This is a genomic window from Thalassococcus sp. (genome assembly GCF_982780845.1).
In genome coordinates this window covers 20,294-33,252 of record NZ_CEYADA010000002.1, presented here as the reverse complement: position 1 = coordinate 33,252, position 12,959 = coordinate 20,294, and the positions used below count along the sequence as shown (strand labels likewise).

Genomic DNA, 12,959 nt, shown 5'->3' with positions numbered 1-12,959 from the left:
CAACAGGAATTCCTGACATCGCTTTTTCTGGTTTTCCTTAGGGTAGGGGGCCTGATGACAGTTGTTCCGGGCTTTGCTGACCGCTCGGTTCCAGTCCGTTTCCGTCTTGTCCTCGCGGGCGCATTTTCGGTGATATGCCTTGGCTCGATGCCCGATTTTGCAGCCATACACAATTTGACACTCACCAGCTTGCCGCTTTGGGTTTTCGCTGAAATTTTTATCGGTGTGTTCCTTGGTTTGGGGCTTCGGTTTCTGATTTTTGCCCTTCAAATGGCAGGCACAATCGCCGCCCAATCAATGTCCTTGTCACAGCTTTTCGGTGGGTCCCAAGAAGACCCGATGCCAACAATCGGCCATATCCTGACCTTTGCGGCGCTGGCGCTTTTGATGGCGGGCGGCTTCCATGTGAAGCTCGCCATGTTCATCATCAGCTCTTATGTCTGGTTGCCGTTTGGTGCCGTACCCACGGCGGAAGACGTTGTCGCTTGGGCCTTGGCAAACGCGGGCACCATGATGAACCAGGCCTTTGTGCTCGCCGCTCCGTTTTTGATTGTGTCGATCCTCTACAATCTGACTTTGGGCGTGATCAACAAGGCGATGCCCCAGTTGATGGTTGCTTTGGTCGGCGCTCCGGCCGTGACATGGGCGGCAATTGCCTTATTGATGATCGCGTCTCCGCTAATGCTGGGCATATGGCTTGTTTCTGTCGATAAATTCCTGGCGTCGCCGGTCGGGGGACCCTAGATGGCCGAAGATCAGGACAGCGAAAAATCCCACGAGCCATCAGAGAAAAAGCTTCGCGACGCCAGACAGAAAGGGCAGGTAGCACGATCGCCTGATCTGTTGACGGCCACAGCCTATGGTGGGTTTTTGATCGGGGCGATCGCACTTGGATCTGGCGCAATCATGTCTGCGGCCAATGGTTTGATGATCTATTGGTCGCAAGCCGCACAGTTCTTTCCGAATAACGGCTCTGGTCTGGACAACACTGATTGGTTCAAACCTTTGCTGAATGTAACCGCCGCGCTCTGGCTGTTCTGGGTGGTTCCGGGGCTTTGTGTTCTGGCCGTGCTTCTCGCAACCAGAACGTTGATTTTCTCGCCATCGAAACTGGCGCCAAAATTGTCGCGGATTTCCCTATTGGAAAACGCAAAGAATAAATTTGGTAAAAGGGGCCTGTTTGAATTTTCAAAAAGCGCAGTGAAACTATTGATTTACTGCATAATTTTGGGACTTTTCATTCGCTTGAACCTAAATGAAATCTTGGCGTCTCTTGCACAGGAAACCCACCAGATTGCCGTGCTTCAAACAAACGTTGTCGTACGTTTCTTGACGCTGGTTTTTGTCGTCGCGCTTGTCATCGCCGCTGTAGATTTTCTTTGGCAGCACTTTGAATTTTTGTCCCGAAACCGGATGTCACACAAAGAACTCAGGGATGAAGCAAAAGAGGCCGAGGGCGATCCGCATCAAAAATCCCAAAGGCGTGCGCGCGGCGAAGAGATCGCGAGGCAAAACATCGCGGCAAGTGTTCCCAAGGCGGACGTCATCATCGTTAACCCGACCCACTACGCGGTCGCGCTTCAGTGGGACAGCTCAAAGCACTCAGCGCCAATTTGTGTTGCGAAGGGTGTGGATGAGGTTGCGGCAAGAATTCGCGAAATCGCCAATGAGTCGGGTGTTCCGATCCATTCAGATCCACCAGTCGCGCGTGCAATTCACAAGACAGTTGAAATCGGTGCCGAAATTCAGCCGGAACTCTATAGGGCGGTTGCCGCTGCTCTCAGATTTGCCGAGGCCGCGCGGGTCGCTAAAAAGAGGGGTGCTTGATGAAAAACAAATATTCAGATCTGGCACTTGTCGCGAGGCTTATCGAAGAAAAGGCAGAGGCGGATTGCCGTGAGGTTCAGGCGCAAGGGGATCGCCTGCGCGCTGAAACTGTCAAAGCAAGCGACGCATTCCGAGAGGGGATGAATCTCGATTGGGACGACGCCGCGATGCAGTTGTCCGGTATGAACGAAACATGGCTTGCCTGGCTTGCTGAACGTCAGAAATCTTTGAACATCGCGCTTGCGAAAAACAGAGCGCTCGAGGCACATCGCACAGATCAATTGAGGGTCAAATTTTCCAATCGCCTTGCGGCCGAGGCCTTGGTGGAAATGGAAACGCTGGCCTTAAAATCGGAAGCCAAGAAAAAGGCGCAACGGAAAATGGCCTCGGTCATTATGATGGCCGAGGCTAAAAACCGGTAGGTCTAAGAATCTACTGCTTGGCGATTTCTACGATAAGCACGTCACGCGTTTTCCCGCGCGTGATGTCCTGGGCCGCGCTACGCAGGGCGTTGCGCAGAATTTCGAGCGATCGATTGCTGGTGTAACCGCTGCCGAAGTGCCCTTTGTTCGCGTGATCGAACAGGATTTGAAGAAACTTGTCGCGGATTTTGGGTTCGAGATGAAACACCTCTGACGTTGTCCCCGGCTCGACCTCAAGACTAAGCGACATGACCACCATGGCATCCACTTCGTCTTGGACCAAAACCGGAACCAAAAACTGGTTGGCAAGCTTCACAAACTCACCATCTCTTGGCGGAGCTTCCTCGAAACTCGAAGGGGGTTCCGCTACAATCTTTTCCGCAGCTGGCAGGCAGGCGATTTCGGTATCGTGTGATTGCTTGTCCGCGCCCATGACAATTGCCGCGCCAACGCCTGCTCCGGTGCCTAAAAGAGCCAAGATGATTGGAAGGATCAGTTTCAACGTTGGCTCCTTTTAAAACGGCAGTACGACGTCAAGAATCTGCTGACCAATGCGCGGTTGCTGCACGTCCGAAATGTGCCCACGACCGCCGTATGAGATCTGCGCGCCTGCGATTTTGTCGTACGTGATCTCGTTTGACCGCGAGATATCTTCAGGGCGGACAAACCCAGATACGAACAACTCCCGCATCTCAAAATTCACACGTACCTGTTGCGTCCCCGAAATTTGGAGCACGCCGTTCGGCATTGTCTGGATGACCGTTGCCGCAATCCGCAGCGCGAGTTTTTCTTTGCGTTTTACAGACCCTTCGCCGCCCGACTTTGCTGAACTGTTCAACGAGACAGCATTGGACAGGCTCGCGCCGGCGGGCATGTCTGGGTCGACGCGTTGCGGCAGGCCGAAAAGCTCGGGGATCGCGAGTTGCTCGGACCCGCTACGCGACCGGTTGCTGCTGTTTGAAATTTCCGCAGCATCGTCGATTTCAATCACCACCGTCAGAATGTCACCCCGTCGCACCGCGCGTTGATCGCCCAGCAGGGATGCGGGCCCGGCGTGCCACAGGGATGCACGATCAATTTCATGGATTGAGGGCAGTTCTGTCGGCAGAGCACCAAAGGTCATAGCCTGCAGTTCATGGCTGTCATCAACGGGCGTGAAATCGGGCTCTGTGCCAATATGTTTCACGCGCCCGCATCCGCTTAGCATTAGGCAAATCAGAGACGAATACATCAGAAATTTCATTTTCACTCCGTGACCAAAAGCGTCCCGTTCGGCTGAACGATTGCTGTCAGACTGGTTTTAGATTGCAGGTTCATCGCTCTGATCCGCTCTCCGACAGAGCCACGCCCAAGGGCACGTCCTTCGACTTCGATACTGAGCGCACCCTTGGTGAAAATCAGAGGAACGATGGCATTTCTTTCAACGATTGCCGGTGGGGCGACCTGGCTCAGCATGATTGTCCGCCCCGAAAAAAGCGCGACGCTGGCCTCCATCCCAAGAAGCTGATCGGCATGCATTGCTGCCCCGTCAACGGAATCGGGAACTGTCAAAAGCATGTCGGCGGTCAGAACCTCGTAGGGGCGAATGTTCCGAGCGGCGACGATGCTGTCGGCGAATGCAGTGGATGCGCTAAGCACCGTGGTCAAAAGGGCGGGGACGAGTTTCATTTGATCTGCGTCGTCGCGCCAAGCATCTGATCTGCCGCGGTCATGACCTTGGCATTCAGTTCATAACCGCGTTGGGCTTCGATCAGTTCGGTGATTTCACGGACGGCATCAACAGAACTGTCCTCAAGGTAACCCTGCCGGACGGTGCCAACGCCATCAGTTCCCGGTGTGGCAACCAGCGCATTGCCCGAGGCAGCTGTTTCGAGAAACAGATTCCCGCCCAGCGCTTCGAGGCCCTTGGGATTGGAAAAGCCCGAAAGCGTCAGTTGCCCCAACAGCTGGGCTTCGGTGCTTGTGTCAAAATAGGCGTACACCTCGCCCGAGGCATTGATCGACAGTGATCGCGTGTCGGCGGGAATAACGATTTCGGGAACCACGGGATGCCCGTCAGACGTGACGATCATGCCGTCCGCGTTCCGCTTTAACGACCCGTCGCGCGTATAGGCGGACTGGCCCGATGGCATAGTGACCTCAAGAAAGCCGGACCCATCGATTGCAATATCCAGATCACCACCCGTTTGACTAAGCGAACCTTGCGATGGCTGGAACGTGACTGAGGCTGGCCGCACACCAAGCCCCAGTTGGATACCGGTTGGAAGCATTGTGCCGTTTGATGCTGTCACAGTCCCAGCCCGGGCGACCTGTTCATATTGCAGGTCGGTGAATTCGGCGCGACGTGGATTATAGCCCGTCGTGCTCATGTTCGACAGGTTCTGCGAGATCACCTCGACCCGCATTTGTTGGGCAGACATACCTGTGGCGGCGATTTGAAGGGCGCGCATGGGAACTCCTACGGTTTATCTAGAAAGGCTTTGGATTGAGGATTTGACGCGGTCGCTTTCTGCATCGAGAAAGCTTTGCCCCATTTCATAAGCGCGCTGGACTTCGATCAATCGGGCCATCTGGCCGATTGGATCCACGTTGGACGCTTCCAGAAATCCCTGCATGACAGTGGTTCTTTCGGATGGCTCAAAGCCCGCATCGGCGCGGAACAGTAAATTGCCTTCCCTCACCAAACCCGCGGGGTCTGTTGGCTCTACGACGCCAATCTGTGCTACGGGCGCTCCGTCTTGCGTGATTGTACCATCTTGCCCGATCCGGGTGTCGCTGGCGTTCGGTAACAGTTGGATAGGTGCCCCGCCGGAGTCCAGCACAGCCAAACCTAAAGGCGTCACCAGCTCACCTGCGGCATTCGTGGTAAATGCGCCAGCGCGGCTGAGTCGTGGGCCATCTGCCGATTGAATCAGGAAATATCCATCGCCCTGAAGCCCGAGATCGAACTGACCCTCGGACAGTTCAAGGCTGCCTTGATGTGTCAGCGTCTCGGAAATGCGGGCTGTTGCCATCGAAACCGAACCCCTGTCGGTATCGGTGATATATTCCGAAAAAAGGACGCCCTGTTGGCGGAACCCTTTGGTTTGTGCATTGGCGATATTGTTCGCGACGACGCGCATTTCCCGCTCAAGCCCCGCCATACGGGTCAGTGTGGTGTAACCTGTGGTTTGCATCTCAGCTTTCCGTGATTAGGGGGATGATCTGGCTATGGAAAAATGACACGAGCGTTTCCGTCATAAAGTTCATCGACATCCAGAAAACGGCGACGATGGCCACGAGTTTGGGCACAAAGGTCAGCGTCATTTCCTGAACGGACGTCAGGGCCTGAAACAGGCCGATGCACAGTCCGGTCACAAGCGCGGCAAGAAGGATCGGGGTCGACGTTATTGTCGCGATCCAAAGCCCCTGACGCAGCACGTCGTATATCTGGGTGTCCTGCACGGGTCAGACCGGCATCCGAAGAATTTCTTGGTAGGCCTCGACCACTTTGTTGCGCAGTGTCACGGCGGTTTCGACAGCCAGTTCAGATTGCGCCAGCGCCGTCACAAGGGCATGCGGATCTGCGTTACCCGAAAGGGCAGCTTTGGCTTCGCCCTCGGCATTGGCAAGCGTGGCGGAAAAGCTTTCGAACTTTTCAGCAGCTGCGGCTGCCATTGCATCTGGTTTTGTCGCCGCTTGGATCGAGTTCGTTTGATTTGAAAACAGGGTTCGGATGTCCATTCTGGTCTCCTAAATTTGGGTGGTTATCGTCTGAGAAGGTCGTAAAGGCCGCGCGACATTTCTTTGGTTTGCTCGAACATTTTCAGGTTCGCTTCGTAGGTGCGCTGGGCTTCGCGGGAATCAGCCATTTCGATCAGCAAATTGACGTTGGAGCCTTCGTAAAAACCGCTCTCGTCGGCCAGCGGATGACCTGGCTCAAAAATCCGTTCGCCATCCGTCGGGTCCAATAGCACCGGACCGGTTGAAACAGTGGTGGGCTCGCCTGCGCTTGCGCGCACGGCTTCGAAAGCTACGGTTTTCCGCTGGTAGCCGGGCGTGTCTGCATTTGCGATATTTTCGGACAGGTGGCGCAGGCGCGTCGCTTGTGCGTGCAGCCCGCTTGCGGTGACCTTAATGGCATTGGAAAAATCATTCATCAGTTAGGACCTCATGATTTCCCAAGGCTAAGGCGCAGGATTTTTAGGCTGGATTGAATGATAGACAGCGCTTTTGTGTGATCGCTTTTGGCCTGAGCGGCCTCCATCATTTCTTCTTCCAGATTCACGGCATTGCCATTCGGGTCCGCGCTCGTGCGATTGGTCATCTGATCTTGAAAAGCAAAGGGCGCGGCGCTGCCTGTATGCTGACTGCGCGTGGTCTTGATCTGCTGACCGCTGGCCGAGTCAAAGCTGGCCTGAAACGTGGATACGCGCAGAGCTTTGTATCCCGGCGTATCTGCGTTCGCGAGGTTTTGGGCGCTGGCGGCCTGACGGCGCCCAGCATTTTTCGCAAGTGCGATAGAGGCGTCTAAGACCTGTATATTTTGGAACATCGGGGCTTCTCCCTCGGTGGCTTCAATCAAGCCTTAACCGCGATTCCTTTAGAAACCGTTTGCGAGAGTTGAACGGAGCGCACGATGGATCGATTCGAATTGGCAGGACTGGCATCGGAAATTGGCAAATTGCGGATGTCTCGCGTTGCGGGCCGCGTTCACGCAGTCGACAGCAATATCGTCTGGGTGTCCGGTTTAACCAATCTTCTGTCTGTCTCTGATCGGGTGCAGATCACGCAGAACAGCGGCAAAAAGCTATTTGCCGAGGTTTTGCGCCTGTCCGATCAAGGCGCCGGAGTGATGGTCGAGGGGCCTTTGTCCGGTATCTCGATCGGTGATCGCGTAACGCAGTGGAGCAATGTCAGCCTGCGCCCGAATATGAGGTGGATTGGCCGTGTAATTGATCCGGACGGACAGCCACTGGACGGTCGTCCTGTTCCCGTTTCCGAAGATGAGACTTCCACAAGAACGATTTCTCCGATGTCCCGCCGCGGTCTGGGGGAAAGGCTTAAAACCGGACTGGCGGTCTTTGATACGTTTTTGCCGCTGGCACAGGGTCAAAGAATCGGTGTTTTTGCGGGCTCCGGTGTCGGTAAATCCCGGCTGCTGGCGCAGTTGACCCGCGGAATAAACGTCGATGTTGTTGTGGTGGCGCTGGTCGGTGAACGCAGCCGCGAAATCCGCGATTTTGTGCAGAACGTTCTGGGGCCGGAAGGCATGGCAAAAAGCGTCGTGGTTGCGGCAAGCTCCGAACGACCGGCATTGGAAAGACGGCGTTGCGCCCGCTCAGCCATGGAAATCGCAGAATATTTCCGCGACCAGGGCAAACAGGTTCTTTATCTGGCAGACTCACTGACGCGCATGGCCGAAGCCCACCGCGACATCGCCTTTTCAGCCGGTGAACTGCCTGTCCTGCAGGGGTTTCCCCCCTCGATGCCCGCCGAACTTATGGGCCTATGCGAACGCGCAGGGCCAGGTGGTGAAGGGCAGGGCGATATCACTGCTGTCTTTACCGTGCTCGTCGCTGGCTCTGACATGGAAGAACCGGTCGCGGATGTTCTTAGAGGTACTTTGGACGGACATGTTATTTTGGACCGGGAAATCGCAGAGCGCGGCAGATTCCCCGCGATTGATATCTTGCGTTCGGTGTCCAGAAGCCTGCCAGAAGCTGCATCTGAGCCCGAGAATGAGCTGCTAACACATGCGCGTCGCTTGTTGGGCAAGTATGAAAAGATCGAGCCGATGATGCGCGCAGGTCTTTATCGTGAGGGCGCAGACCCGAGAATTGACGAAGCTTTGGCGGCATGGCCAGAGCTGGATTCATTTGTCTCAGATAAAAGCGTTTCAGGTCACGAGCAGAGCTTTGCCAAATTGAACCTGATCCTGCGTAGGGCGGCCGCAGGCACTATCAAAGCCGCGTCCTAAAAATTCAGCCAAAGGAAATAGATTGAAGTAGGGTCAAGGCAATGCTGCCGGAACTCGAAGAGCCGATCTCTTGCGCCTGTTCCCGTAAAAGATAGGTTTTTGTAATCTCTTCCAGCATCTCAGTTGTAGCTAGTTCGCGGACATCGTTTGTGCCCCAACGTTGGTTGGCCTTGTCTTGGAAAACTTCAAGCTGCTGGTCGATATCAATTTGGCCAAACGAACTCGGCAATCCCAGCGCAGATTCGAATACCTCGCGCAGCGGCGGTGTTCCCATGATTTGATACCAAAGCGAGTCGTTGGAACTGGACTGCTCGGCAAGTTCCGGCAGTTTCCGTTCCGCATTCAAAGCCAAGCGTAGCGTTTCGTTCTGGTCGCCAACCGCGATTTCGAATGATTGCGCATTGTAGCGGGCTATGATGTCTTCGGCGAAGCCATCAGCCAAAGTTTGTGCCCCGTCTGCGTTGCCAAGACCGAAGGCCTTCGAAAATTCAGCATATCTGGAGTCAGACAGTTTGTTCGCCAGAGAACTCGAACTTTCTGTTCCCTCTGACAGGACTTTGGAAATCAGCGCTTTGGAATTGATGTCGTCCTGTAAGCCGAATGCTTTCAAAGCGACACGAAGCAAACGTCGGTCATTCACCAGGTCTTCGGCACTTTGAACGTTGGCGATGTTTTCGGCGAAGTATTCAGTATCCCGCAAGATTAACGGGCTATTTTGAAATAGCTCGTTTTGCCGATCGAATGTCGATTGCAAAAAGTTCCAGCCAACAAGACCGGATCCGACGATGACCGGCTGAAAGCTCATTCCTGACACACTCCAAGCAGACGGTTTTCACGCGGAATCAGATTTCGCAATGTCTTGAGGCACAGGTAAAAATTTCCATCCAAAACAGCGTCTGTCGCAAGGCTCAGATGGTGGCGACTGTCGTTGTCTAAAAGAACATGACTCAACTCTTCCAACCCTTTTAGCAGTGCAGCTTTTCCTTCGGCTGCGGAAAGCTCGCCAATCAGGACAAGTTGCGCGGCATAGCACACCCGTTTCACCGGGGTTTTGGCTTGGGTCGGATGGATCGCATCTTTCAGGCGCAGTATGTTCACGTCGGACGTCAGAATCGACAACCGGCTTCGACGATCACCATTTTCAATCACAGCGCCGTTGATCAACAGGCGCTCTTTTGGTGCCAGTTTTAGGACCAGTCCGCTCATCTTTTTGCTCCTTGCTGCCCGAGACCGTTAAGAAGGCTTCGATTGACTTCGATCAGTGGCGCCACGTCTCCGCGGTCACGTAGGACCTCGCGTGATTTTTGTTCGACAAATTGGGACAGGTAGAAAATCTGTGCTTTAAGCGGCTTCGGCAGACGGTTGGAAGGGTGAGCCACGTCAGATGCCAAAAGGACCCATAGTCGTCTGTTGTTCGAAAGCGCTTTCACAAACGCGCTGAAGTCATTGCCTTGTATTTTGCTTGCGGCATCCAATTCGGCGGTAACCCGTGCAATAATCTCGTACTCAATGGATTGTTCAGATCTGGTGGCGTTGGAGAAAGACGAATAGCCATACTTCGCATTTGCGACTGCGTTCACTGAAATAATCCTCGATTTTGAAGTTCTGAATGGGCAGGCTCAATAAAAGCCTGCCCGATGTCCCTTTAGCGGAACAGGGACAACAAGCTCTGCGGTGCCTGGTTGGCAATCGAGAGAGCCTGAACACCCAGCTGCTGCTGAACTTGAAGTGCCTGAAGACGCGCGGACGCTTCTTCCATATCCGCATCAACAAGTGTCCCGATACCGGACTTCAGGGCATCTGTGAGAGACGAGATGAACTTCTCTTGTGTCTCGATGCGTCCCTCGACCGAACCGAAAGAGGCAGATGCGTCGATTGCCGTATCAATCATGGATTCGATCGCCGTCAGAGCGGCATCCGCGCCTTCATTGGTTGTGACGTCGATATCAGAAAGTTGAGACAACCCGCCACCAATGGTAACGCTGGTCGGCGCTGTGATCGTGTTGATACCAACGGCAATTGTATCGTTTGCGTCAGTAACACCCGATGTCGCGGTCAGGCTATCGCCATCTGCCGTGATGTTCAGAACGTTGGTATCAAGGCCCTGCTCCTCAGCATAGCTCGCAAATGCCGACGCCAGACCGGCGGCCACGTCTGCGGCAGAGTCACCATCCTTGGCAACGTAGAACATCTTTTTGGCATCGGCGGTTGTTGCGCCTGACGTGTAATCGGCCGCTGTGAACGTGCTGTTGTCGGCATCCGTTCCGGTGATTTCGATGCTAAAGACCTGACCTGCCGTCGGTGCCGCGACAGACAGCGTGCGCGTCTGTGTTGCGTTCAGTGTTTGATCAGCTGTGGAAACGGCCACTGTACCGCCGGTAAAGTCCTGCTGGTCCTGACGTAGATCCTGTTTCGCGATCGAAATATCACTGGCCTCGACACCGGAGGCGGAGCGATCCAGAGATGAAAGAACGTTGACCGTGCCAGAACCCTCGTCGGTGCTGCCGTTGGACAGCAGATTCAGACCGTTGAACTGAGCCGCGTTCACGACCGACGAAATCTGGTCTTTCAGCGCATCGATATCCGTTTGGATTTTCGCACGATCGACGTTTTCTTCCTGTGCAGAGACGATCTTGCCCTTCATCTCGGTCAGAAGATCTGTGACAGTTTCCGACGCCTGGCGGGCCACAGCAACCGTGGATTCACCAAGGTTGAGGCTGTCAGAAATACCCTGAAATCCCTGTACGTCAGATTCCATCACCTTGGAAATCGCCCAGACGGCAGAGTTGTCTTTTGCATTTGCAACCGTTTTGCCCGTCGCAATCTGGTTTTGTGTGTCTGCCAGATTTCCGTTGATCGACTTCAGTGTTTGCAGCGCAACCATCGCGCCATTATTTGTAAGAATACTCGACATTGACATGTCCTTTCATAAGCGCCTTTAGCGCCATTTTCGATTTTCCTTGATATCAATGCCTTCTGACATGAACGGTCGTACCGTGCCGACTTTTGGTCGCATCGCCAAAATTGTTGGCTACAGACTAACTTTGGGTTAACGAGGACTGGCTTTTCGAGTTTTGCTTTCGTCAATGCATCCAATATTTAAATCAATTTTTTCTGATAGCTTTTTGGAAACCTCCTGATAAAAAACGAAAGAGAACTCGCTCTCAGAATTCTGAAACGCTTTGGTTGTTTTTAGATAGTTTTCCAAAAAGGCTTGCTCCAATAAGTCGCATTTCGAGGCAACCTTTTGCGGCGCGCTACGATCCGCCAAAAGTCCATAGTTTGTTGTGTCCATACTTACCTCCTGTAACGAAGTAATCTGTAGGAGGTGAATAATTTGGTAACAAATTCATGTCTTCTGTAGACATAATCAGGAGGCTAACATGTTTATCGTAAACTCAATTATGGCAACGCTCGGTGCGGTTGGCAGAACTGGTTGTCCGGTGGATGAAGGCTTGGAAAACCAAGGGGAAGATTTCCTATTTGTGTTGAACGAGTTGATGGCGGTAATGCCGGAAGATGGCTCCGTGCCTGCTGAACCGGGGCAGGATGAAGTGATTCCTGAATTTGTTATTGAAACGGATCAGAACGTTTCTGACCTGGTCGTGGATTCCGAATTTCAAAGTTTTGAGGATGCTCTCAATGATGGTAGGGTCCATTATGGCCAAATACAAAAAGGGACAGATCAATTTTTCGAATTTGATAAAGCGAAGGAAAGTGATTTATCGATTTTTAATTTTAAAAGTTTTCCCAAACACTCTGATACAGAAATAGAACGAATATCGGTGGGATTTAATCCGGTAAATACAGGTCAGCATGGGATTGGGGATAATATTTCTCATTTCCCGAACAGGCTAGAGAGCGAATCGATTGGATATGACGATTTAGTTAAGACTGTAGCCATTGGTGAACGCAATAATCTCCAAAATGCGGCGTCAGTATTTCCTAAAGGAACGGTCCAATTTTCTGAGAACGAAATAAATAAAGGACAAATCGACACAAATTTTGAAAAACTTGAAGCTGCAGATAGAAAACAAAACATCCCCACTTCAATAAGCAAGAGTGAAAACCCAGCAGTATCGTCTGTCGTGACTAGTGGGAACGAGATGCAGAATTTTGGTGTGAAGCCTGCAGAAGACATCGAAAAAGCGACTGCTTCCACACCCGAGACCGTCGAACGGGAGGATCATTATAGCATGCTTCCCAAACAGCATTCCTCCAGTGCGCACCTTCCGGCCGAGGCACGAGCTGTAGAAATTCAGCCTGGCTCCCTAAAGCAAGATTTCGTGCCACCGGCGATATCAATTGATCCACAGTTGGGCGCGGAACGGACATCGGGAACTATTTTCAAGCCATCCCCGAGTGTGGCACCACAAATTTCTGCAAGAGTCGTCGAAGCCGTCCCCGCGGCCACGGAAGGGCCGGTTGAGATTGTTCTGGATCCGGAAGAGCTCGGGAAATTGCGAATGCAGATCACGCGGTCGGAAACTGGCTGGACTTTGCACGTCAATATTGAACGGCCAGAGACGCTGGATTTCATGCGCCGGCATATCGAAACGCTTCAGAAAGACCTTGTTTCCGTTGGCTACGAGTCGCTGAATCTGCAGCTTGGCGGTGGTCAAAATGGGGGTGCTTCAGCCCAAGAACATCTGAAGTGTGCTGAAGGGCCCTCCATCGCTCTGGATGAAGGGCAAAGCCAAAATATGACAACACTTGTCATCAACGACGGTCTGGATATTCGGGTTTAAAAA

At 53.1% G+C, this 12,959-nt stretch carries 19 protein-coding genes; 5 read left to right on the top strand and 14 right to left on the bottom strand.

The genetic code is table 11. The features are described 5' to 3' along the window. Positions 1–54: 54 nt before the first annotated feature. From AC4FIA_RS02405 to AC4FIA_RS02395, 3 genes are read left to right on the top strand one after another with little or no spacing between them, the layout of a single operon-like run. Entirely contained in the window at positions 55–744 is a 690-nt protein-coding gene (locus AC4FIA_RS02405; protein ID WP_490364568.1) for a flagellar biosynthetic protein FliR, read from the top strand. Then, on the top strand, positions 745–1,827 hold the full coding sequence (locus AC4FIA_RS02400) for an EscU/YscU/HrcU family type III secretion system export apparatus switch protein (RefSeq protein ID WP_490364567.1): 1,083 nt from the start codon (positions 745–747) through the stop codon (positions 1,825–1,827). Next, the gene (locus tag AC4FIA_RS02395; protein WP_490364566.1) at positions 1,827–2,249 is read left to right on the top strand and encodes a hypothetical protein; all 423 of its coding nucleotides are present in this window, start codon (positions 1,827–1,829) and stop codon (positions 2,247–2,249) included. The genes AC4FIA_RS02400 and AC4FIA_RS02395 overlap by 1 nt, the downstream gene beginning before the upstream one ends. A gap of 10 nt (positions 2,250–2,259) precedes the next feature. Here the strand turns inward: AC4FIA_RS02395 and AC4FIA_RS02390 are convergent, their stop codons facing one another. Genes AC4FIA_RS02390 through AC4FIA_RS02350 form a run of 9 tightly spaced genes read right to left on the bottom strand, consistent with a single transcriptional unit; the run spans position 2,260 to position 6,783 of the window. Further along, positions 2,260–2,751: a flagellar basal body-associated FliL family protein gene (locus AC4FIA_RS02390; protein WP_490364565.1), complete on the bottom strand. Its 492-nt coding sequence runs from the start codon at positions 2,749–2,751 to the stop codon at positions 2,260–2,262. Positions 2,752–2,763: 12 nt separating this feature from the next. Beyond that, positions 2,764–3,492, bottom strand: coding sequence for a flagellar basal body L-ring protein FlgH (gene flgH / locus AC4FIA_RS02385; RefSeq protein WP_234994756.1), 729 nt, complete (start codon positions 3,490–3,492; stop codon positions 2,764–2,766). Between the two features lie 2 nt (positions 3,493–3,494). Next, positions 3,495–3,917 (bottom strand): flagellar basal body P-ring formation chaperone FlgA, encoded by a 423-nt coding sequence (flgA, locus tag AC4FIA_RS02380; protein ID WP_490364564.1) that lies wholly within the window; start codon positions 3,915–3,917, stop codon positions 3,495–3,497. Further along, positions 3,914–4,699, bottom strand: a complete 786-nt coding sequence (gene flgG / locus AC4FIA_RS02375; protein WP_490364563.1) for a flagellar basal-body rod protein FlgG — start codon at positions 4,697–4,699, stop codon at positions 3,914–3,916. Before flgG ends, flgA begins: the two co-directional genes overlap by 4 nt. A gap of 15 nt (positions 4,700–4,714) precedes the next feature. Further along, entirely contained in the window at positions 4,715–5,425 is a 711-nt protein-coding gene (locus AC4FIA_RS02370; RefSeq protein WP_490364562.1) for a flagellar hook-basal body complex protein, read from the bottom strand. A 1-nt stretch (position 5,426) separates the two neighbouring features. Beyond that, the gene (locus AC4FIA_RS02365) at positions 5,427–5,693 is read right to left on the bottom strand and encodes a flagellar biosynthetic protein FliQ (RefSeq protein WP_103910799.1); all 267 of its coding nucleotides are present in this window, start codon (positions 5,691–5,693) and stop codon (positions 5,427–5,429) included. 3 nt (positions 5,694–5,696) lie between these two features. Continuing rightward, on the bottom strand, positions 5,697–5,972 hold the full coding sequence (gene fliE, locus AC4FIA_RS02360) for a flagellar hook-basal body complex protein FliE (RefSeq protein WP_488049055.1): 276 nt from the start codon (positions 5,970–5,972) through the stop codon (positions 5,697–5,699). Between the two features lie 23 nt (positions 5,973–5,995). Then, the gene (gene flgC / locus AC4FIA_RS02355) at positions 5,996–6,388 is read right to left on the bottom strand and encodes a flagellar basal body rod protein FlgC (protein ID WP_490364561.1); all 393 of its coding nucleotides are present in this window, start codon (positions 6,386–6,388) and stop codon (positions 5,996–5,998) included. Between the two features lie 11 nt (positions 6,389–6,399). Further along, a complete protein-coding gene (locus AC4FIA_RS02350; protein WP_490364560.1) occupies positions 6,400–6,783 on the bottom strand; it encodes a FlgB family protein in 384 nt (127 codons plus the stop codon). An 84-nt stretch (positions 6,784–6,867) separates the two neighbouring features. Between AC4FIA_RS02350 and AC4FIA_RS02345 the strand changes: the two genes are divergently transcribed. Next, positions 6,868–8,208 (top strand): FliI/YscN family ATPase, encoded by a 1,341-nt coding sequence (locus AC4FIA_RS02345; protein ID WP_490364559.1) that lies wholly within the window; start codon positions 6,868–6,870, stop codon positions 8,206–8,208. 4 nt (positions 8,209–8,212) lie between these two features. Here AC4FIA_RS02345 and AC4FIA_RS02340 read toward each other — a convergent pair whose 3' ends face one another. The 5 genes from AC4FIA_RS02340 to AC4FIA_RS02320 all read right to left on the bottom strand — a co-directional run bounded on the left by AC4FIA_RS02340 (position 8,213) and on the right by AC4FIA_RS02320 (position 11,503). Then, positions 8,213–9,013: a DUF1217 domain-containing protein gene (locus AC4FIA_RS02340; protein ID WP_490364558.1), complete on the bottom strand. Its 801-nt coding sequence runs from the start codon at positions 9,011–9,013 to the stop codon at positions 8,213–8,215. After that, positions 9,010–9,414, bottom strand: a complete 405-nt coding sequence (gene flbT, locus AC4FIA_RS02335; RefSeq protein WP_103910804.1) for a flagellar biosynthesis repressor FlbT — start codon at positions 9,412–9,414, stop codon at positions 9,010–9,012. The genes AC4FIA_RS02340 and flbT overlap by 4 nt, the downstream gene beginning before the upstream one ends. Further along, the gene (gene flaF / locus AC4FIA_RS02330; RefSeq protein ID WP_490364557.1) at positions 9,411–9,788 is read right to left on the bottom strand and encodes a flagellar biosynthesis regulator FlaF; all 378 of its coding nucleotides are present in this window, start codon (positions 9,786–9,788) and stop codon (positions 9,411–9,413) included. Before flaF ends, flbT begins: the two co-directional genes overlap by 4 nt. Before the next feature lie 65 nt (positions 9,789–9,853). Beyond that, on the bottom strand, positions 9,854–11,122 hold the full coding sequence (locus tag AC4FIA_RS02325) for a flagellin N-terminal helical domain-containing protein (RefSeq protein ID WP_103910806.1): 1,269 nt from the start codon (positions 11,120–11,122) through the stop codon (positions 9,854–9,856). 135 nt (positions 11,123–11,257) lie between these two features. Continuing rightward, positions 11,258–11,503 carry a hypothetical protein gene (locus AC4FIA_RS02320; protein ID WP_490364556.1) on the bottom strand — a complete coding sequence of 82 codons (246 nt, stop codon included), beginning with the start codon at positions 11,501–11,503 and terminating at the stop codon, positions 11,258–11,260. 88 nt (positions 11,504–11,591) lie between these two features. On the opposite strand from AC4FIA_RS02320, the gene AC4FIA_RS02315 reads away from it, so the two are divergent. Beyond that, on the top strand, positions 11,592–12,956 hold the full coding sequence (locus AC4FIA_RS02315; protein ID WP_490364555.1) for a flagellar hook-length control protein FliK: 1,365 nt from the start codon (positions 11,592–11,594) through the stop codon (positions 12,954–12,956). Positions 12,957–12,959 lie beyond the last annotated feature (3 nt).

Bases quoted from the DNA above. Each gene is read 5' to 3' on its own strand.
- AC4FIA_RS02405 (WP_490364568.1), top strand. From the start codon at position 55: ATGACAGTTGTTCCGGGCTTTGCTGACCGCTCGGTTCCAGTCCGTTTC.
- AC4FIA_RS02400 (WP_490364567.1), top strand. From the start codon at position 745: ATGGCCGAAGATCAGGACAGCGAAAAATCCCACGAGCCATCAGAGAAA.
- AC4FIA_RS02395 (WP_490364566.1), top strand. From the start codon at position 1,827: ATGAAAAACAAATATTCAGATCTGGCACTTGTCGCGAGGCTTATCGAA.
- flgH (WP_234994756.1), bottom strand. From the start codon at position 3,492: ATGAAATTTCTGATGTATTCGTCTCTGATTTGCCTAATGCTAAGCGGA.
- flgA (WP_490364564.1), bottom strand. From the start codon at position 3,917: ATGAAACTCGTCCCCGCCCTTTTGACCACGGTGCTTAGCGCATCCACT.
- flgG (WP_490364563.1), bottom strand. From the start codon at position 4,699: ATGCGCGCCCTTCAAATCGCCGCCACAGGTATGTCTGCCCAACAAATG.
- AC4FIA_RS02370 (WP_490364562.1), bottom strand. From the start codon at position 5,425: ATGCAAACCACAGGTTACACCACACTGACCCGTATGGCGGGGCTTGAG.
- fliE (WP_488049055.1), bottom strand. From the start codon at position 5,972: ATGGACATCCGAACCCTGTTTTCAAATCAAACGAACTCGATCCAAGCG.
- flgC (WP_490364561.1), bottom strand. From the start codon at position 6,388: ATGAATGATTTTTCCAATGCCATTAAGGTCACCGCAAGCGGGCTGCAC.
- AC4FIA_RS02350 (WP_490364560.1), bottom strand. From the start codon at position 6,783: ATGTTCCAAAATATACAGGTCTTAGACGCCTCTATCGCACTTGCGAAA.
- AC4FIA_RS02345 (WP_490364559.1), top strand. From the start codon at position 6,868: ATGGATCGATTCGAATTGGCAGGACTGGCATCGGAAATTGGCAAATTG.
- AC4FIA_RS02340 (WP_490364558.1), bottom strand. From the start codon at position 9,013: ATGAGCTTTCAGCCGGTCATCGTCGGATCCGGTCTTGTTGGCTGGAAC.
- flbT (WP_103910804.1), bottom strand. From the start codon at position 9,414: ATGAGCGGACTGGTCCTAAAACTGGCACCAAAAGAGCGCCTGTTGATC.
- AC4FIA_RS02325 (WP_103910806.1), bottom strand. From the start codon at position 11,122: ATGTCGAGTATTCTTACAAATAATGGCGCGATGGTTGCGCTGCAAACA.
- AC4FIA_RS02320 (WP_490364556.1), bottom strand. From the start codon at position 11,503: ATGGACACAACAAACTATGGACTTTTGGCGGATCGTAGCGCGCCGCAA.
- AC4FIA_RS02315 (WP_490364555.1), top strand. From the start codon at position 11,592: ATGTTTATCGTAAACTCAATTATGGCAACGCTCGGTGCGGTTGGCAGA.